The 17,897-nt window shown below is 67.5% G+C and carries 18 protein-coding genes; 5 read left to right on the plus strand and 13 right to left on the minus strand.

The window, feature by feature from the left end:
• Positions 1 to 7 precede the first annotated feature (7 nt).
• On the plus strand, positions 8 to 361 hold the full coding sequence (locus RT697_RS07600) for a DUF2185 domain-containing protein (RefSeq protein ID WP_313697852.1): 354 nt from the start codon (positions 8 to 10) through the stop codon (positions 359 to 361).
• 113 nt (positions 362 to 474) lie between these two features.
• Here RT697_RS07600 and RT697_RS07605 read toward each other — a convergent pair whose 3' ends face one another.
• A complete protein-coding gene (locus RT697_RS07605) occupies positions 475 to 1,338 on the minus strand; it encodes a pirin family protein (protein ID WP_313697853.1) in 864 nt (287 codons plus the stop codon).
• 171 nt (positions 1,339 to 1,509) lie between these two features.
• Here RT697_RS07605 and RT697_RS07610 point away from each other — a divergent pair, with 171 nt between their 5' ends.
• The 4 genes from RT697_RS07610 to RT697_RS07625 all read left to right on the plus strand — a co-directional run bounded on the left by RT697_RS07610 (position 1,510) and on the right by RT697_RS07625 (position 7,311).
• A complete protein-coding gene (locus RT697_RS07610) occupies positions 1,510 to 2,058 on the plus strand; it encodes a DNA-deoxyinosine glycosylase (RefSeq protein WP_313697855.1) in 549 nt (182 codons plus the stop codon).
• A gap of 184 nt (positions 2,059 to 2,242) precedes the next feature.
• Positions 2,243 to 3,016, plus strand: a complete 774-nt coding sequence (gene dsrO / locus RT697_RS07615; RefSeq protein ID WP_313697857.1) for a sulfate reduction electron transfer complex DsrMKJOP subunit DsrO — start codon at positions 2,243 to 2,245, stop codon at positions 3,014 to 3,016.
• A 21-nt stretch (positions 3,017 to 3,037) separates the two neighbouring features.
• On the plus strand, positions 3,038 to 4,072 hold the full coding sequence (gene nrfD, locus RT697_RS07620) for an NrfD/PsrC family molybdoenzyme membrane anchor subunit (RefSeq protein ID WP_313697858.1): 1,035 nt from the start codon (positions 3,038 to 3,040) through the stop codon (positions 4,070 to 4,072).
• A 38-nt stretch (positions 4,073 to 4,110) separates the two neighbouring features.
• Complete coding sequence (locus RT697_RS07625; protein WP_409517409.1) at positions 4,111 to 7,311, plus strand: tetrathionate reductase subunit A; 3,201 nt, start codon at positions 4,111 to 4,113, stop codon at positions 7,309 to 7,311.
• 36 nt (positions 7,312 to 7,347) lie between these two features.
• Here the strand turns inward: RT697_RS07625 and ccmI are convergent, their stop codons facing one another.
• From ccmI to napA, 12 genes are all read right to left on the minus strand, one after another.
• Complete coding sequence (ccmI, locus tag RT697_RS07630; RefSeq protein WP_313697859.1) at positions 7,348 to 8,613, minus strand: c-type cytochrome biogenesis protein CcmI; 1,266 nt, start codon at positions 8,611 to 8,613, stop codon at positions 7,348 to 7,350.
• Positions 8,610 to 9,116 (minus strand): cytochrome c-type biogenesis protein, encoded by a 507-nt coding sequence (locus RT697_RS07635; RefSeq protein WP_313697861.1) that lies wholly within the window; start codon positions 9,114 to 9,116, stop codon positions 8,610 to 8,612. Before RT697_RS07635 ends, ccmI begins: the two co-directional genes overlap by 4 nt.
• Positions 9,113 to 9,634, minus strand: a complete 522-nt coding sequence (locus tag RT697_RS07640; RefSeq protein ID WP_313697863.1) for a DsbE family thiol:disulfide interchange protein — start codon at positions 9,632 to 9,634, stop codon at positions 9,113 to 9,115. Before RT697_RS07640 ends, RT697_RS07635 begins: the two co-directional genes overlap by 4 nt.
• The gene (locus tag RT697_RS07645) at positions 9,634 to 11,646 is read right to left on the minus strand and encodes a heme lyase CcmF/NrfE family subunit (protein ID WP_313697865.1); all 2,013 of its coding nucleotides are present in this window, start codon (positions 11,644 to 11,646) and stop codon (positions 9,634 to 9,636) included. The genes RT697_RS07640 and RT697_RS07645 overlap by 1 nt, the downstream gene beginning before the upstream one ends.
• Positions 11,643 to 12,101 carry a cytochrome c maturation protein CcmE gene (gene ccmE / locus RT697_RS07650; protein ID WP_313697867.1) on the minus strand — a complete coding sequence of 153 codons (459 nt, stop codon included), beginning with the start codon at positions 12,099 to 12,101 and terminating at the stop codon, positions 11,643 to 11,645. Before ccmE ends, RT697_RS07645 begins: the two co-directional genes overlap by 4 nt.
• Positions 12,098 to 12,280, minus strand: a complete 183-nt coding sequence (ccmD, locus tag RT697_RS07655) for a heme exporter protein CcmD (RefSeq protein WP_313697869.1) — start codon at positions 12,278 to 12,280, stop codon at positions 12,098 to 12,100. The genes ccmE and ccmD overlap by 4 nt, the downstream gene beginning before the upstream one ends.
• Positions 12,277 to 13,035, minus strand: coding sequence for a heme ABC transporter permease CcmC (gene ccmC, locus RT697_RS07660; RefSeq protein WP_313697871.1), 759 nt, complete (start codon positions 13,033 to 13,035; stop codon positions 12,277 to 12,279). The genes ccmD and ccmC overlap by 4 nt, the downstream gene beginning before the upstream one ends.
• 8 nt (positions 13,036 to 13,043) lie before the next feature.
• Entirely contained in the window at positions 13,044 to 13,709 is a 666-nt protein-coding gene (ccmB, locus tag RT697_RS07665) for a heme exporter protein CcmB (protein WP_105238346.1), read from the minus strand.
• Positions 13,675 to 14,349, minus strand: coding sequence for a heme ABC exporter ATP-binding protein CcmA (ccmA, locus tag RT697_RS07670; RefSeq protein WP_313697872.1), 675 nt, complete (start codon positions 14,347 to 14,349; stop codon positions 13,675 to 13,677). Before ccmA ends, ccmB begins: the two co-directional genes overlap by 35 nt.
• Complete coding sequence (locus tag RT697_RS07675) at positions 14,336 to 14,974, minus strand: cytochrome c3 family protein (protein ID WP_056569895.1); 639 nt, start codon at positions 14,972 to 14,974, stop codon at positions 14,336 to 14,338. Before RT697_RS07675 ends, ccmA begins: the two co-directional genes overlap by 14 nt.
• A 16-nt stretch (positions 14,975 to 14,990) precedes the next feature.
• Positions 14,991 to 15,467 carry a nitrate reductase cytochrome c-type subunit gene (locus tag RT697_RS07680; protein ID WP_313697874.1) on the minus strand — a complete coding sequence of 159 codons (477 nt, stop codon included), beginning with the start codon at positions 15,465 to 15,467 and terminating at the stop codon, positions 14,991 to 14,993.
• Positions 15,468 to 15,486: 19 nt separating this feature from the next.
• On the minus strand, positions 15,487 to 17,897 hold a 2,411-nt coding region (gene napA / locus RT697_RS07685), incomplete at its 5' end, for a periplasmic nitrate reductase subunit alpha (protein ID WP_313697877.1).

Consider the following 17,897-nt stretch of genomic DNA (forward strand, 5'->3'; position numbering starts at 1 on the left):
GTCCGCCATGAACAGACCCACGAAAAAATTCAAGCTTTCACCGGCTGAACTCAAACCCCTCGCTACCGGCAAGGGCGGATGTATTGCCACCGATAGGATCACGGTGCAAGGCAGGCCGGTGGGCTATATGGTCCGTGAGGAACCGATGTTTCCCGAAGACAGCGGCTGGGCTTTCCAAGCCGGGGACGAGACGCAGGCATATATGGATGACCCGTCGAACCATGGGGTTTTCGACGTGAACACCATCGCAAACCTTTCCCCCGACATCATTCCGCTTCTCGACACGCCGCCGCCGGCGGCGTTTGCCCGGACTGCGGCGGGTGACTTGGTGCAGGTGCCTTACGAGGCGCCTTTGGAATAAGCGACCTTGCGACGCGCCAGGCGGCATCGTGATCGTCAGATCCGACTGGTCCGAAAGCGCGACCGCGTCCGCATGCCGGTCATTGGCATGCGGACGCGGGGTGACTGGCGGCCTCAGTGCATCTGCCCGTACTTTCCGGCGTTGAAGTCCTGGATTGCCTCCACGATTTCGGCTTGCGAGTTCATCACAAAGGGTCCATATCCAACGACCGGCTCGTCAATCGGCTCGCCGCTGAGGATCAAAAACACCGCGTCGTTGTTTGCCTCGACCGTGATGTCCTCTCCCTCTTGCGAGAACAGCGCCAACTGCGCATCCCGCGCGACAGCTTCGCCGTTCACCAGAACCGTGCCGCGCAGCATGACGAGCATGCTGTTGCGGCCCGCTGGAATCGGAAACGTCGCCGTCTTGCTGGCAGCAAGCTTCACGTCCCAAACATCCATCGGCGTGAAGGTCCGCGCCGGACCCGCTTGGCCGCTGTAGCTGCCCGCGATCACGCGCAGCGTGCCGGCGTCATCCGGCAGCGCCACGACCGGGATGTCCGCGTTGAGGATGCCCTGATAACCGGCCGGCGCCTTCTTGTCCTTGGCGGGCAGGTTGACCCAGAGCTGCACCATTTCCAGTTTTCCGCCCGTGCGGGTGAAGGCGTGGGAATGGAATTCCTCGTGCAGGATGCCGGACGCTGCCGTCATCCACTGGACGTCGCCGGGGCCGATGACGCCGCCGTTGCCGGTGGAGTCGCGGTGTTCGACTTCGCCGCTGTAGACGATGGTCACGGTTTCGAAGCCGCGATGCGGGTGCTGGCCGACGCCGCGGGTCTGGCTGGCCGGGCCGAATTCGGCGGGGCCGGCGTAGTCCAGCAGCAGAAATGGGCTGGTGTCGCGGCCCTTGTCGTTGTACGAGAACATGGAGCGCACCGGAAATCCGTCGCCCACCCAGTGGGGACGGGGGCTGGCGTGCACGCCGAGGATCTTCTTCATGGTGTGGTTTCCTGTTGCGCGGCCCCTTCGGGACCGTTCGTCATAGGCAAGAAGATAAGGGCGGAACGCCGATATCGGTAGTGCCCGTGGCTGATAAGCACTGTTCCATGCGGCGAACGATCGGGGCGGGGCGGGAGGGCACGCCGGTGTCAGGCGGGTATCCTTCCGGGCATGGACAAGATCAGGGACGAAAGCGCGGCGGCGCGGTGCGAGGCGGTGGTGACGGGATTTGCCCCGGTCGTGGGGAAGGGCGCGCGGGTGCTGGTGCTGGGTTCCATGCCGGGTGTCGCCTCGCTGCGGCAGGTGCAGTACTACGCGCATCCGCGCAATGCATTCTGGCCGCTGGCGGCGCGGGTGTTCGGGTTCGATCCCGGGCTGGACTACGACGGGCGCCTGCGCGCATTGCAGGCTAATGGCGTGGCGCTATGGGATGTGTTGCAGGCCTGCGAACGGCCGGGCAGCCTGGATGCCGACATCCGGGGCGACACGCTGGTGCCGAACGATTTCCAGGCATTCCTGAACCGCCATCCGTCCATCGTGCGAATCTGCTTCAACGGTGCGAAGGCTGCAGCGATGTTCCGGCGGCGTGTGCTGCCGGCATTGCAGGCGCCGGAGCTGGACTTTTACGAGCTGCCCTCGACCAGTCCCGCCCACGCGGCGGCCAGTTTCGAGCAGAAGCTGGTTGCGTGGGGGCCGGCATTGACGTTTCCAACGCGCTGAAATCTGCAAGTCACGGTCAGACGGCATAACGGTCTGTTCCCGCGCCACCCCTGCGCAAGTCGCGCTTTCGCGAACTGCTGACGGCCGCCTTGACTCCGTCCCCCAATTGACAGATATCAAGACTCTATATAACTACAGGTGATAAGTTAATTTCCGTAACACTTAAACGTTTCGGAGTTTAACGATGCACACCCCCCACAGCCCCCCGGAAATACCGCTCCCGGGCAAACGCGGTTTCCTGAAAGGGCTGCTCGGCCTGGGCGCCGCCGCCACGGTCATTCCCATTCACGCTGAGGCCGCGCCGGGTCTTAACGGCCAGCCGCCGCGCCGGCCCGGCATGGCCGGCAAGCGTTACGGCATGGTCGTCGACATGCGCAAGTGCATCGGCTGTCAGTGCTGCACGGTGAGCTGTTCGCTGGAGAACGTGCCGCCCATCGGACAGTTCCGCACGACCGTCCTGCAGTACGAAGTCACGCCCGACACCGGCGGCCCCTGTTCGATGGTGATGCTGCCGCGCCTGTGCAACCACTGCGACAAGCCGCCCTGTGTGCCGGTCTGTCCGGTGCAGGCTACGTTCCAGCGCGAGGACGGCATCGTGCTGGTCGACAACGCGCGCTGCGTGGGTTGCGGCTATTGCGTGCAGGCCTGTCCCTACGACGCGCGATTCATCAATCACGAGACGCAGACGGCGGACAAGTGCACGTTCTGCGAGCACCGGCTGGAAGCCGGGCTGCTGCCGGCGTGCGTGGAAAGCTGCGTGGGCGGCGCGCGCGTGATCGGCGACATGAACGATCCGGACAGCGCGATATCCCGGTTGCTGGCCGAACACAAGGCCGACATCAAGGTGCTCAAGCCCGAGATGAAGACCGATCCCCACGTCTTTTACATCGGCCTGCCCGACGCGTTCGTGCACCAGGTCGACGGCCAGGCCGGCGTGCGCCTGGCGGGCGGTCATTGAGCCAAGGAAGGGGAGACTCTCATGCAAATTTCTGAATTGCTCACGCCGGTCTACGACGCCGCCTGGCTGCCCTGGGCCGTGCAGTATTTCTTTCTGATCGGCATCAGCGCGACCACCGCGCTGACCGCCGCTTTTGCGACGTTTGGGCGGGCGGATTCCGCCCCGCGCCGCCTGTTGCCGGCCGCGGTGACGGTGCTGCTGGTCAGCGCCATCGCCGCGCCGGTGTCGTTGCTGGCCGACCTGCATCAGCCCGGCCGTTTCTGGCACTTCTATGCGCACATCACGCCGTGGTCGTGGATGTGGCTGGGGGCGTTGCTGCTGCCGGTCTTCGTGACGCTGGCGCTGCTGTTCTGTGCGGCGTGGTGGTGGGGCCGGATCGGATGGCTGCGGGTGGTGGCGGCGGCGCTGGCGCTGTCGGCGCTGTCGATTCTGGTCTACACCGGCGCCGAGGTGATGGTGCTGCGCTCGCGGCCGTTGTGGCACACCGTGTTCCTGCCGGTGAACTTTGCGCTGACCGCCTGGCTGGGCGCGTTGGGCGCGATGTTCCTGGTGGGCCGCTGGCTGCCCGGCGGACTGCGCGCGCTGCCGGTGGAGATGCTGCGCCGGCTCAGCGTGACGGCGGTCGTGCTGATGGCGCTGGGCGCGGGGGCGTGGGTGCTGCTGGGCCTGCTGGGACTGGATCCGTCCTTCGACGCGGCGCTGCGGCTGTTCTCGGACTTTCCGATCTGGCGCCTGAGCCTGGCGGGCGCCGTGATCACGGCCTTCTGCATCATCGCGTTGCTGCAACGCCCAGCGCGCACGCTGGCGGCGCCGCTGCCGTCCGCCGCGCTGGCGCTGACCATGCTGGGCGCGGCATGGATCTTCCGCTGGGTGGTCTTCATGAGCGTGCAGGGCGTGCCCAAGTACGGCGCCGGGTTGTACCTGTACGAGATGCCGTGGGGCAGCGACGGGCTGCTGGGCATGGTGGGCGTGCTGGGGCTGTGCGTGGCGCTGATCACCGCCGTGACCTGGGCCCTGGACATCTTCCCCGCGCGCGCACGCGCCGTGGCCGCCTGAGCGCGCGCCGAGACGATAAGCACATGGATAAGAAAGCAATGGACAAGCAACACGAAGACGGCAAGCGTTGCGGCGCGGACGATGGCCCGGACCAGCCGCGCGACGAGGCGCGGCGCAAGCTGATGATGCGTGGCGGCATGGTGGCCGGCGGCATGGCGGCGTTTGCGGCGGGATATGGCGACACGGTCGTCAAGGCGGTCAAGGGGCTGGCGCAGGGCACCGCGGGTGTGCCGACGGCGCACGCCGTGCGCGGCAATTCGCTGACGCCGGAGTTCCGCATCGATCCGCTGACGGGCGCGCTGAGCGCCCAGCCGGGTCAGATCGTCAGCCCGTCCAGCTGTCTGGGCTGCTGGACGCAATGCGGCGTGCGGCTGCGTGTGGACACGGCCGAGAACCGTATCCTGCGCGTTGCCGGCAATCCGTATCACCCGCTGGCCACGACGCGGCCCGCAGCGATGGACACGCCCGTGCGCGATGTCTATGCGCAGTTGGGCGGCGACAGCGGGCTGGAAGGGCGCGCCACGTCGTGCGCGCGCGGTTCGGCCATGCTGGAGCAGATGTACAGCCCGTACCGCGTATTGCAGCCGATGAAGCGCGTGGGCAAGCGCGGCGACGGCAAATGGCAGACGATCAGCTTCGAGCAACTGGTGCAGGAAGTCTGCGAAGGCGGCAATCTGTTTGGCGAAGGCCACGTGGACGGCCTGCGCGCGATCTTCGATCGCGAGACGCCGCTGGACCCGGACAATCCGGAGTACGGCGCGAAGGTCAACCAGTTCCTCTTCACCGACGCGTCCAACGAAGGGCGCACGCCGCTGATCCAGCGTTTTGCCGCGCAGTCGTTCGGCACGGTCAACTTCAGCAATCACGGCTCGTACTGCGGACAGAGCTTCCGGGTGGGCGCGGGCGCGGCGCTGGGCGACCTGAAGGGCATGCCGCATGGCAAGCCGGATTGGGACAACGCGCGCTTCGGCCTGTTCATCGGCGCGGCGCCCGCGCAGGCCGGCAATCCGTTTCAGCGCCAGGCCCGCCAATTGGCCGAGGCGCGAGTGCGGCCGGGGGAATCGGCGTTCACCTATGTAGTCGTGTCGCCTGTGCTGCCGGCCTCGTCCAGCCTGTCGGCGGGATCGGGCAATGAATGGGTGCCGGTCAATCCGGCCAGCGACCTTGCGCTGGCGATGGGCCTCATCCGCTGGATCCTGGACAACGAACGCTTCGATGCGCGCATGCTGGCGCAACCCGGTCCGAATGCCATGAAGGCGGCGGGCGAGGCGGCGTGGACCAACGCGACGCACCTGGTGGTGGCCGAGCCCGGCCATCCTCGCCTGGGCGCGTTTCTGCGCGGCGCCGACATGGGCTGGGCGCGTCCGGCCGATGCGGACGAGAAATGGGAGGACGTGTTCGTCGTGCGTCTGGCCGACGGCACGCTGGCGCCGCACACAGCGGTGTCATCGGCGGAACTGTTTGTCGACGACACCGTCGCTGCGCCCGGCATGGCGGGTGCGCCCAAGGCGCTGCGGGTGCGGACCTCGCTGACCCTGTTGCGCGAGGAGTCGCGCCGCAAGACGCTGGACGAGTACGCGGCGCTTTGCGGGGTGCCGGCGGCCAAGATCGCGTCCCTGGCTGAACGCTTCACCAGCCACGGCAAGCGTGCCGTGGCCGATGCGCACGGCGGCACGATGAGCGGGGCGGGCTTCTACACCGCCTACGCCATCGCCATGCTGAACACGCTGGTGGGCAACCTGAACGTCGAGGGCGGACTGGTGCTGGATGCCGGGCCGTTTCCGCCTTATGGGGCGGGACCGCGCTACAACATCGCCGGCTTTGCCAATAAGGCCACGCCCAAGGGCGTGTCGCTGTCGCGCAACCGCTTTCCGTACGAGAAGTCCAGCGAGTTCAAGCGCAAGAAGGCCGCGGGCCAGCCGGCGTATCCGGCGGCCGCGCCCTGGTATCCGGCGACCGGCGGACTCAGCTCGGAGATGCTGGCGTCGGCGCTGGCGGGCTATCCGTATCGCGCCAAGGTCTGGTTCAACCACATGAGCAACCCGGTGTACGGCATTGCCGGGTTCCGCCACGTGGCGCTGGAAACGCTTAAGGACCCGCGCGTCCTGCCGCTGGCGGTGTCGATCAACCCCTTCATCAACGAGACCAACGCGCTGGCGGACTACATCGTGCCGGACACCGTCACGTACGAAAGCTGGGGCGTGTCCGCGCCATGGGCCGACGTGGTGGCCAAAGCGTCGACGGTGCGCTGGCCCGCCGTGCAACCGCGCGTGGCGCGCACCGCCACGAACGAGCCCGTGTGCCTGGAGACCTTCCTGATCGCGTGCGCCAAGCGCCTGGGCATGCCGGGGTTCGGCGAGGGCGCCATCTCGGACAAGGACGGCGGCAAGTACGCGCTGGATACGGCCGAGGACTTCTTCCTTCGTGGCATGGCCAATATCGCGTTTGCGGCGGGACGTCCGGTGCCGGAGGCCAGCGACGATGATATGGCGCTGACCGGCGTTGACCGCTACCGCGACCTGTTGCAGAGCAAGCTCAAGCCGGGCGAATGGCGGCAGGTGGCCATGCTGATGAGCCGGGGCGGGCGCTTTGACCGGATGGAGGACGCGTGGACGCAAGCCGGCGAACAGCCGCGCCGCACGCGCGTGGCCTACGCCAAGCCGTTGCACGTCTGGAGCGAGGATCTGGCGGGCTTCCGCCACGCGATGACGGGCGAGCGCTACAGCGGCTGTCCCACCTGGTATCCGGCGCGGCTGGCCGACGGGCGCGACATGCGGGACGAATACCCGCGGGAGGAGTGGCCGTTCCTGCTGAGCTCGTTCAAGTCCAATCTGATGAGTTCGCTGTCGATTGGGGTGAACCGCCTGCGACAGGTGCATCCGCACAATCCGGTGTCGATCAGCCGGCAGGACGGCGAACGGCTCGGCATCCGCAACGGCGATACGGTGCGCATCGTGACGCCGGGCGGGTCGGTGACCGGACTGGCGTTGCTGCGCGACGGGATTCAGCCCGGAGCGGTGGGCATCGAGCACGGTTACGGGCATACCGAGCTGGGGGCGCGCGCGCACGTTGTTGATGGCAAAACAATGCCCCACGATCCGGCGCTGGCGGCGGGGGTCAATCTGAACGATCTGGGCTTTGGGGACGCGACGCGCGGCCAGCACGCCAACGTCTGGATCGATTGGGTATCGGGCGCGGCGGTGCGGCAGGGCTTGCCGGCGCGGATCGAGCGGGTTTGATGGGGGCTGGCTTGCCCGTGTGCGCTGCCCGATCGGCTAGCGCACGACGGTGTCAGCCACCAGTTCCAGCCCGTCGGTGCGGGGGTTCACATCCGTCAGCACGCCGCTCAGGTCTCCCGCCTGCGCGGCGGCATTGCCCGAGCGGCTGACGCGGATCTCCACGCGCACCTTGCCGGCTTTGGACAGCGTGGCGTCCGGCGACATGGACGTGCTGTCGTCCAGCGCGAAGGCACGCGGCAGATCCGCGACCTGCATCTTCAAGATGGCGACGGGCATGCGGGACCCCTCCATGGGGCGCGCCAGAATGAAGACGGTGTCGTTCGGCGCGACCTGGCCGCGCAGGGCTTCAGCAATGCGGGCCTGACCGGCGATACGGGCGGGCGAGGAAGGTGTGACGGCGGCAGGCGCGGACGTTGAGGCCGCTGCCGCCACGGACGCTCCGCCAGCCCCGCCCGTCGCCATGGCGCGCGCCTGCGCGATATTCGTCTGGATCTGCCGCGCCGCGTCCGAGTCTGCCGGCAGCAGCCGTTGCAACCGCTCCCAGTGCGTCAGCGCCTCGGCGGCGTCGCCGCGGCGCAGCGCCATCATGCCGGCCAGCGCCAGCGCCTTGGGCTGGTCGGGCTCGGCCTGCAAGGCCTGTGCCACGGCAGCGATGGAGTCGTCATCGGGCTGTCCCTGCCGCGCCGACAGCAGCGCGTCGGCCAGATCCGCCAACACCACGGGCTGGCCGGGCACCAGCCGCAGCACCTCCTGATACGCGGCAATGGCATCGTTGTAGCGGCCCAGCGTTTCGTAGGAACGAGCCAGCATGTACCAGCCATCGGCGTCATCGGGCGAAGCGCGCAGACGCTGCGCCAGCGCGTTGATCGCCAGCGCCATGTCGTTGTCCGCCTCCTGCGCGTGCGGTTCGGGCGCTTGCGACATGGCGATCGTGGCGGCCGCGCGCGGATTGCCCAGCTGTCCGTACAACAGCACGGCGGCCACCGGGACTGCCACCGTCAGCACGCACGCCGCGGCAATGCCGGCGCGCTGTCCGCTCAGCCGCGCGCGGGGATCGCGGCGCATCGCCAGGTCCTGCAGCAGATCGCGTTGCAGCTCTTCGTCGGCGCGGGCGTGCGCCTGCGGGCTGAGGGCGCCGTTGTCCAGATCGCGCCGCAGTTGCTCGCGTTGCGCCAGGTAGAAGGCGCGCACGCTGGCGTCCGAGGCGGTTTCCGCAGCCGGCGTGCGGCGCAGCAGCGGCGGCACCAGGCAGAGCAGGGTGGCCAGAAGCAGGGCCAGGACGATGAGCCAAAGCGTGGTCATGAGCCGGAATCCAGGAAGCGGGCGGCGCGGGCGCGTTCGTCCGCGGTCAATGGTGCGCGCACGCCGGCGCGGCGTTTGAGCGTGCGCACCAGCACCAGGAAGCCCACGGCCAGCAGCACGAACGGGCCCACCCACAGCAGCCAGGTGATCGGCTTGAAGGGCGGGTCGTAGCGCACGAAGTCGCCGTAGCGGTCTTCAAAGAAGCGCATGATCTCGCCGTCGGTCTTGCCTTCGGCGAGTTGGTTATGGATGAGCTTGCGCATGTCCAGCGCGAGGGGCGCGTTGGATTCCGCCAGGGTCTGGTTCTGGCAGACGAGGCAGCGCAGGCCGTGTGCAAGCTTGTCGGCGCGCTGTTCCTGCGCGGTGGAGAGGACGGGCCCGGGCGTGGGCGCGGCGTGCAGGCCTGCCGGGGAAAGCAGCGTGGCGAGCAGCAGGCAGAACAGCAGCCGCAGGAGCGCCGTCTGCGTCGGCAGGCGGCGGGGCAGGGCGCGCGTCGCGGTCATTGCAGCGCCTCGATGACGGGTTGCAGCCGCGTACGCCACAACTCCGGCGTGATGAGCCCCAAATGCTTGTACCGGATGCGGCCGTCGCCGTCGATCACGAACGTCTCGGGCACGCCATAGACTCCGTATTCGATGCCTACGCGCCCGTCCACATCGCTGGCCGACGACAGGTAGGGATTGCCATTGCGCGCGAGCCACTGCCGTGCCTCGTCGGGTTTGTCCTTGTAGTTCAGCCCGTAGAGCGCGATGCCATGGCGCTGCGCGGCGTCGCGCAGCACGGGCAACTCGTCCTTGCACGGTCCGCACCACGACGCCCACACGTTCAGCAGCCAGACCTTGCCCCGTTGCGATTCCACGTCCAGCGTCTTGCCGGGCTCCAGCAAATCCGGCAGGCCGATGGCGGGCGCGGGCTTGTCGATCATTGCCGACGGCACCGCGCGCGGATCGCGCGACAGACCCTTCGCCAGGAACACGGCCATGGCCAGAAACACGGCAAGCGGCAGCAGATAGCGCAGCATCAGTAGCCCTCCCGCGCCGTGCGCGCAGTCTCGGGCAGGGCGGCGTGCGCGTCCTTGCGCGCCTGCGCTTCCTGCGCGCGCCGGTAGCGTCCGTCGCCCGCCGCCAACAGACCGCCCAGCGCCATCAGGATGCAGCCGGTCCAGATCCAGGTCATGAAGGGCTTGACCTGCAGGCGCACGGTCCAGGCGTTGTCGGCCACGGGCTCGCCCAGCGCCACGAACAGGTCGCGGGTGAAGCCGCTGTCGATATCGGCCTGGCTGAGCGCCATGTCCTGCACGGTGTAGTGGCGCTTTTCGGGATACAGGGTCACCACGGATTTGCCATCGCGCACCACATGGAACACGGCGCGCTGCGCGGTGTAGTTGGGTCCGGTGGCCGGGCCGATGCCGGCAAAGGTGAATTCGTAGCCGCCGGCTTCCTGCGTGGCGCCCACGTCGACGCGCAGCTCGCGTTTGACCTCATAGCCGTTGGCCAGCGTGACACCCGCGATGAAGACGCCGATACCCGCATGCGCCAGCAGCATCCCGTACCACGAGCGCGGCTGGCGGGTCAGCCGCCGCAGAAACTCGCCGTCGCCGTCCGTCAGGCGCTGCCACGCGTGCGCCACGGCGCTGGCGACCGACCAGGCGGCAAGCCACAGGCCCAGCACGACCATCGGCGAACCGAAACGCGATGCGCCGGGCATCGCTAGCGGCACGAGCACCGCCGTCAGCACGCTTACCGCAAAGGCCACGCGCAGGCGCTTGCCCAGGTCGGGGAGCTCTGCCTGCTTCCAGCGGGCGACAGGCCCCACGCCCATCAGGAAGATCGCAGGCGTCATCAACGGCACGAACACGGCTTCGAAATACGGCGGGCCGATGGAGATCTTGCCCCACTCCAGCACGTCCAGCACGACGGGATACAACGTGCCCAGCAGCACGGAGCCCGCAGCGACCGTCAGCACGACGTTGTTGGACAGCAGCAGCGATTCCCGCGACAGCAGCGAAAACCCGCCGCCGAGTCCCACGGTGGGCGCGCGCCAGGCGTACAGGGCAAGCGAGCCACCCACGATCACCGTCATGAAGGCAAGGATGTACAACCCGCGGCCGGGGTCCACGGCGAAGGCGTGGACCGAGGTCAGCACTCCCGAGCGGACCAGGAACGTGCCCAGGATGCTGAGCGAGAACGTGCAGATGGCCAGCAGCACCGTCCAGCTGCGGAAGGCGCCGCGCCGCTCGGTGACGATCAGCGAATGGATCAGCGCGGTGCCCGCCAGCCACGGCATGAAGGATGCGTTTTCGACGGGGTCCCAGAACCACCAGCCGCCCCAGCCCAGCACGTAGTACGCCCACGCGCTGCCGAGCAGGATGCCGATGGTCAGAAACGTCCACGCGGCCAGGGTCCACGGCCTCACCCAGCGCGCCCACATCGCGTCCAGCTCGCCCGACAGCAGCGCCGCGATGGCAAAGGCGAACGCCACCGAGAAGCCGACGTACCCCATGTACAGCATGGGCGGATGCACGATCATGCCGGGATCCTGCAACAGCGGGTTCAGGTCGCGGCCGGCCATCGCGGCCGGAATCAGGCGCTCAAAGGGATTGGACAGGAACAGCATGAACAGCAGCAGGCCGACGCTGATCCAGCCCATCACCGCCAGCACGCGGCCCACAAAGGCCAATGGCAGCCGCTTGCTGCACAGCGCCACGGCCAGCGTCCACGCCGTCAGCAGCAACTGCCACAGCAGCAGCGACCCCTCATGCCCGCCCCAGACCGCCGCGAAGCGGTAGCCGGCCGGCAGGTCCGCATGGGAATTTGCCGCCACGTACAGGACCGAAAAGTCGTTGTGCACGAAGGCCCACGCCAGGCAGGCGAAGGCCAGCATCGTCAGGCCAAACTGCCCGATGGCCGCCGGCCGCGCCACGCGCAGACCCGCCTGCCAGCCGGAGGCTGCGCCGATGAGCGGCAGAATGCCCTGCGCCAGCGCCATCAGCAGCGCAAGGATCAGGGCGAAGAGGCCGATTTCCGGGATCATTGCGCCTCCGCTTGCAGGGTGGAGGCAGCCCGTTGCTCCGCCTTCTTGATCGCATCGGCCGCTTCGGGCGGCATGTAGTTTTCGTCGTGCTTGGCCAGCACCTCGGTGGCGCGGAACACGCCGTCCGCGCCCATCTTGCCGGCCACCACCACGCCCTTGCCCTCGCGGAACAGGTCGGGCAGCAAGCCCTGGTAGGTGACGGGCACGGCGTGGGCGGTGTCGGTCACGGCAAAGCGCAGCGTCAGGCCGTCGGCCTCCCGTTGCAGCGAGCCTTGTTCGACCAGGCCGCCGACGCGAAAGCTGCCGCTGGCCGGCGCCTCGCGCGCAATGACCTGCGTCGGGCTGAAGAAGAACACGAGATTCGATTGCAGGGCGTTGAGCACCAGCGCGGTGGCCAGGCCCAGCAGGGCAAGGCCGCCCACGATGGCGAACGCGCGGCGTTTGCGCGGGCTCATCGGCGCGTTCTTCCTGCGTCACGGGCGGGGCCGCCCACATCCTCCTGCCGCCGCCCGCCTCGACGCGCGCGCCGCCACAGCGCCAGCGCTTCCCACGCCATCAGCGCGAACGTGACGCCGTAGGCGCCCAGGATGTACGGTCCATGGCCTTGCAGCGAGAAAAGAGTGTCCCAGCTCATGGCGCCTCCGTGCTGGCGTCGCGCTCTGCAATGATCCCGCGCACGCGCGCCAGCGCGACCGCCGCGCTGTACAGCCAGAACGCCGCCACCATCAGCAGCATCGCGGTCACCATGATGTGCGCCATGCTCGGGGCCGTCGTCAGGTTGATCGATGCGCCCTGATGCAGCGTGCTCCACCACTGCACCGAGAAGTAGATGATCGGCACGTTGACCACGCCGGCCAGCAGCAGGATCGCGCCGCCCCGGTCCGCGCGCTGCGTGTCGTCGGTGGCGGCCTGCAGCGCCATGAAGCCAAGATACAGGAACAGCAGAATCAGCTCGGACGTCAGCCGCGCGTCCCACACCCACCACGTGCCCCACGTCGGCTTGCCCCACAGCGCGCCGGTCCACAGCGTCAGGAACGTGAAGATCGCACCGGTGGGCGCCAGCGCGCGCATCATCATGAACGACAGGCGGGTGTTGAAGATGAGGCCCAGCGCCGCATAGCCCGCCATCACCAGATACAGGAACATCGACATCCAGGCCGCGGCGACGTGGATGAACAGGATGCGATAGACCTCGCCCTGCTGGCTGTCGACAGGCGCGACGACCAGCCCTGTGTACAGCCCGGCCGCCGCGAAGAGGGCGGCACCCACGCCCAGAAAGGGAATCATCCGCCCGGCCAGCGGGTAGAACAACGCGGGCGACGCGTAGCGCAGCCAGCTTGACCGCGCGGGCGCGGCGCGGCGGGAGTCGAAGGTGGAGGGATTGTGCATCGATAACCTCAGTCCAGCGCCACGCGCAGCGCCGCCGACGCGCTCCAGGGGCAAAGCAGAATCGCCAGGCACAGGCCGGCGCCCAGCAGCGAAAGCTGCGGCCCCGCGCCCAGGCCGGCGTGCGTGGCCGACACGGCGCCCGCGCCGAAGATCAGCACCGGCACGTACAGCGGCAGCACCACCAGCGGCAGCAGCGCGCCGCCGCGCAGGCCCAGCGTGAGCGCCGCGCCCAGGCCGCCCACCAGCGCCAGCGTCGGCGTACCCAGCAGCAGGGACAGCACCAGAATGCCGATGGCGTGCGGCGACAGGCCGAATTGCAGCGCCAGCACCGGGCTGGCAAGAATCAGCGGCACGCAGGTGCTGAACCAGTGCGCGCCCAGCTTCACGCCCACCAGCAGCGGCAGCGGATGCGGCGACACCAGCAACTGTTCCAGCGCGCCGTTGTCGTAGTCCTGCGCAAAAGGGCGATGCAGGCTCAGCAAAATGCCGAGCAGTGCGCAAACCCACAAGACGCCAGGCCCGATCGCCAGCAGCAGCACGGGATCGGGACCCACCGCCAGCGGGAACAGCGAACCCGTGACGATGAAGAACAGCGTCGCGCCCAGCGTGTCCGCCGGTCGACGCCAGGCCAGCCGGACTTCACGCAATGCCAACTGAGACAGCGTTGCCAGCATCCGCGTAGTCATCCATGTTCAGGGTTTGGGTGTGATGGGCGGGCGTGCCGGGCACGCGGTGCGAGGCGACGACGGCAGCGCCGCCTGCGGCCAAGTGCGCGCCAAGCGCCTGCGCCAGTTGTTCCAGGCTGGCCGCGTCCAGGCCCGCGTCGGGTTCGTCCAGCAGCCACAGCGGCTTGGCGCCCAGCACCACGGCGGCCAGCGCCAGCCGGCGGCCCTGGCCCTGCGACAGGCGCGCGGCAGGCGTATGCAGGCAGGCGCCCAGCCGCCATGCGCCCAGGCAGTCGGCGATCGCGTCGTCGCGGCGCGGCGTGCCGGCGACGTGCAGGCTGCACCGCAGGTTTTCCAGCGCGGTCAGGTCGCCCGACAGGCCGTTGCCATGTCCCAGATACGCCGTGCGCGCAAAGTGCGCCGATGGATCACGGCGGATGTCGCCGTCCGGGTCGAAGATGCCGCCGTCCAAAGGCCGCAACAGGCCGGCCAGCATGCGCAAGAGGCTGGTCTTGCCGCTGCCGTTGGCGCCTTGCACGTTCAACAGTTGCCCGGCGTGCAGGTCAAAATCCAGCGGCCCGGCGCCGCCGCGCCGGCTGACCAGCCCGCGCGCGCTCAGCACCGGCAGCGGCGCGTCAGCGGGCCGCATTGGCCACCTCGTTGGACGCCCTGGCCGGCGGCGTCGCTTCGGAGGTCTGGCCAGGCGGAATGTGCGGCAGCGTGTGGGCGATGCCCTTGTGGCAGTCGATGCAGGTCTTGGACCGGTCGGCCAGGTAGGTCGAATGCATGTTCTGCGCGCGCACGCTCTGGCGGGTGAAGTCCATGTATTCGTAGTTGTGGCAGTTGCGGCATTCCAGCGAGTCGTTCGCCTTGAAGCGCGCCCATTCGTGTTGCGCCAGTTCCAGCCGCTTGTCGACGAACTTCTCGCGCGTGTCGATGGTGCCGAAGATCTTGCCCCAGACCTCCTTGGACGCCTGCATCTTGCGTGCGATCTTGTCGGTCCAGTTGTGCGGAACGTGGCAGTCCGAGCACAGGGCCCGCACGCCGGAACGATTGGTGAAGTGGATCGTGCCCTTCAGCTCCGAGTACACGTTGTCGCGCATTTCATGGCAGCCGGTGCAGAACTTCTCGGTGTTCGTCAGCTCCATGGCGGTGTTGAACGCGCCCCAGAACAGGATGCCGCCGATGAACCCGCCCACGGTCAGAAAGCCCAGGCTGAAGTGCACGCTGGGCCGGCGGATGATGTTCCAGTAACGCTTGATGAGCTTGACCATGACGGGCTCCTGTCCCTTACTTCTTGTCGGGCGCCGGAGCAGAGAGGCGCTTGAGGATCACGTCGATGTCCTGGAAATTGTTCGGGACCAACGGCTTGGCCTCCGTTTGCGGAACGTGGCATTGCAGACAGAAGTAGCGGCGCGGCGACACTTCGGCCAGCACGTTGCTGTCGCGGTCCATGTAGTGCGTCACGCTCAGCGGCACCGCCTGCGTCTGCTCGGTGTTGACCCGCGCGTGACAGGCCAGGCAGCGGTTGAAGTTCTTGTCGATCTGGTAGCCGTCGATCTTGTGCGGAATGGTGGGCGGCTGCATCGAGTACGTGCGCATGCGCCGCACGTCGCGGTTTTCGACCGGGGGCATCAGGGGCGGCGTGGCCGACTCGGTCAGGGGCGTCGGCCCCCGCATGGGATCGATCATCGGATCGGTCGGCGCCGCCCAGGCGTTGGCGCCGATCAGAAAGATCAGGGCGATCGAAGTGGCGCGAATGTTCATGAGCGTCTCCGTCGGGCCGTCAAGCCTTGGTGATCTTGACCGCGCACTTCTTGAAGTCGGTCTGGAACGAGATCGGATCGGTGGCGTCGAGCGTGACCTTGTTGATCAGTTGGCCGGCATCGAACCAGGGCACGAAGACCAGGCCGCGCGGCGGCTTGTTGCGTCCGCGCGTTTCCAGCCGGGTCTGCATCTTGCCGCGCCGCGATGAAATCTCGACCAGTACCCCGCGCCGCAGGCCCATGGCCTGCGCGTCGTCCGGGTGCATGAAGCAGACCGCGTCGGGAAAGGCGCGGTACAGCTCGGGCACGCGCCGCGTCATCGAGCCGGAATGCCAATGCTCCAGCACGCGGCCGGTCGACAGCCAGAAGGGGTATTCCTCGTCCGGCACCTCGGGCGGCGGCTCGTAGGGCAGGGCATAGATGTTGGCCTTGCCGTCCGGATTGCCATAGAAGTTGAAGCCGGAGCCCACCTTCACGTACGGATCCGCCTTCTCGCGATAGCGCCAGCGCGTCTCGACCCCGTCCACCACGGGCCAGCGCAGGCCGCGCACCTGGTGATAGGTATCGAACGGCGCCAGGTCATGGCCATGGCCGCGGCCGAATTCCGCATATTCCTCGAACAGCCCCTTCTGCACGTAGAAGCCGAACGCCTTGGCCTCGTCGTTGGCGTACTCGGGGTTAAGTTCCGTGTTCGGAAACTTGTTGACCTTGCCGTTTTCGTACAGCACCTGAAAAAGCGTCTTGCCTCGCAGCTCGGGCTTCTTGGCCAGCAGGTCCGCCGGCCAGACTTCGTCGGTGGTGAAGCGCTTGGAGAACTCCATCAGTTGCCACAGGTCAGACCGCGCGCCGCTGGGCGCGTTGACCAATTGGTGCCAGAACTGCGTGCGGCGCTCGGCGTTGCCGTAGGCGCCTTCCTTTTCGACCCACATGGCGGTGGGCAGCACCAGATCGGCCGAGATCGTGGTCACCGTCGGGTAGGCGTCGGACACCACGATGAAGTTCGCTGGATTGCGGTAGCCGGGATAGCCCTCGTTCAACATGTTGGCCGCGGCCTGCATGTTGTTGTTGACCATCACCCAGTAGGCGTTGATGGTGCCGTCCTTCAGCATGCGGTTCTGCAGGACCGCGTGCGCGCCGATCTTTTCGGGAATGGTGCCGTCGGGCAGCCCCCAGACTTCTTCGGCGCGCGCCCGGTGCTTGGGGTTGGTCACGACCAGGTCCGCAGGCAGGCGATGCGAGAACGTGCCCACCTCGCGCGCGGTGCCGCAGGCGGACGGCTGCCCCGTCAAAGAGAACGGGCTGTTGCCCGGCGTGGAGATCTTGCCCGTCAGCAGATGGATGTTGTAGACCAGATTGTTCGCCCACACGCCGCGCGTGTGCTGGTTGAACCCCATGGTCCAGAACGACATGACGCGGATCTTCGGATCGGCGTACAGCTCGGCCAGCGCTTCCAGGTTCCGCTTTGGCACGCCCGTCAGTTTGGCGGTGTAGTCCAGGTCGTACTTGGAGACGAACTTCGCGTATTCGTCAAAGGTGATCGGACGCGAGCCGCCGGCGTTGTTGGCGTTCTTGGCGGCCTTTTGCAGCGGGTGCTCGGGACGCAGGCCGTAGCCGATGTCGGTGTTGCCTTCCAGGAACCGGGTGTGCTCGTCGACGAATTCGCGGTTGACGCGCTTGGTCTTGATGATGTGGTTGGCGATGTAGTTCAGGATCGCCAGGTCGGTCTGGGGCGTGAAGGTCAAAGAGATGTCGGCCAGTTCATACGACCGGTTCTCGAAGGTGGACAGCACCACCACCTTGGTATTGGGCTTGCTCAGCCGCCTGTCGGTCACCCGCGTCCACAGGATGGGGTGCATTTCGGCCATGTTCGCGCCCCACAGCACGAAGGCGTCGGCGTTTTCGATGTCGTCATAGCAGCCCATGGGCTCGTCGGCGCCAAAGGTGCGGATGAAGCCCACCGCCGCCGACGCCATGCAGTGGCGCGCGTTCGGATCGAGGTTGTTGGTCCGAAACCCCGCCTTCATCAGCTTGAGCGCGGCGTAGCCTTCCCAGATGGTCCACTGGCCCGAGCCGAACATGCCGACGGCTTCGGGGCCCTTGTCCTTGAGCACGCGCTTGAACTGTTCGGCCATGACGTCGAACGCCTGGTCCCACGACACCGGCGCCAGTTCGCCGTCCTTGGCGTACTTGCCATCCTTCATGCGCAGCAGCGGCGTCGTGAGCCTGTCGTTGCCATACATGATCTTGGACAGGAAATAGCCCTTGACGCAGTTCAGGCCGCGGTTGACCTCGGCGTTGAAGTCGCCGTGCGTGGCCACGACCTGGTTGTCCTTCACCGCGACGTTCACGCCGCAGCCGGTCCCGCAGAACCTACAGGGCGCCTTGGACCACTTCAGCTTGGCGGCTTCCGATTCGGTCACGATGTTCTGCG

Source organism: Achromobacter sp. (assembly GCF_032113835.1).
Lineage (GTDB): Bacteria > Pseudomonadota > Gammaproteobacteria > Burkholderiales > Burkholderiaceae_B > Achromobacter.

Coding starts and splice junctions, on each gene's coding strand:
- RT697_RS07600 (WP_313697852.1), top strand. CDS start 8: ATGAACAGACCCACGAAAAAATTCAAGCTTTCACCGGCTGAACTCAAA.
- RT697_RS07605 (WP_313697853.1), bottom strand. CDS start 1,338: ATGAAGAAGATCCTCGGCGTGCACGCCAGCCCCCGTCCCCACTGGGTG.
- RT697_RS07610 (WP_313697855.1), top strand. CDS start 1,510: ATGGACAAGATCAGGGACGAAAGCGCGGCGGCGCGGTGCGAGGCGGTG.
- dsrO (WP_313697857.1), top strand. CDS start 2,243: ATGCACACCCCCCACAGCCCCCCGGAAATACCGCTCCCGGGCAAACGC.
- nrfD (WP_313697858.1), top strand. CDS start 3,038: ATGCAAATTTCTGAATTGCTCACGCCGGTCTACGACGCCGCCTGGCTG.
- RT697_RS07625 (WP_409517409.1), top strand. CDS start 4,111: ATGGACAAGCAACACGAAGACGGCAAGCGTTGCGGCGCGGACGATGGC.
- ccmI (WP_313697859.1), bottom strand. CDS start 8,613: ATGACCACGCTTTGGCTCATCGTCCTGGCCCTGCTTCTGGCCACCCTG.
- RT697_RS07635 (WP_313697861.1), bottom strand. CDS start 9,116: ATGACCGCGACGCGCGCCCTGCCCCGCCGCCTGCCGACGCAGACGGCG.
- RT697_RS07640 (WP_313697863.1), bottom strand. CDS start 9,634: ATGCTGCGCTATCTGCTGCCGCTTGCCGTGTTTCTGGCCATGGCCGTG.
- RT697_RS07645 (WP_313697865.1), bottom strand. CDS start 11,646: ATGATCCCGGAAATCGGCCTCTTCGCCCTGATCCTTGCGCTGCTGATG.
- ccmE (WP_313697867.1), bottom strand. CDS start 12,101: ATGAGCCCGCGCAAACGCCGCGCGTTCGCCATCGTGGGCGGCCTTGCC.
- ccmD (WP_313697869.1), bottom strand. CDS start 12,280: ATGAGCTGGGACACTCTTTTCTCGCTGCAAGGCCATGGACCGTACATC.
- ccmC (WP_313697871.1), bottom strand. CDS start 13,035: ATGCACAATCCCTCCACCTTCGACTCCCGCCGCGCCGCGCCCGCGCGG.
- ccmB (WP_105238346.1), bottom strand. CDS start 13,709: ATGCTGGCAACGCTGTCTCAGTTGGCATTGCGTGAAGTCCGGCTGGCC.
- ccmA (WP_313697872.1), bottom strand. CDS start 14,349: ATGCGGCCCGCTGACGCGCCGCTGCCGGTGCTGAGCGCGCGCGGGCTG.
- RT697_RS07675 (WP_056569895.1), bottom strand. CDS start 14,974: ATGGTCAAGCTCATCAAGCGTTACTGGAACATCATCCGCCGGCCCAGC.
- RT697_RS07680 (WP_313697874.1), bottom strand. CDS start 15,467: ATGAACATTCGCGCCACTTCGATCGCCCTGATCTTTCTGATCGGCGCC.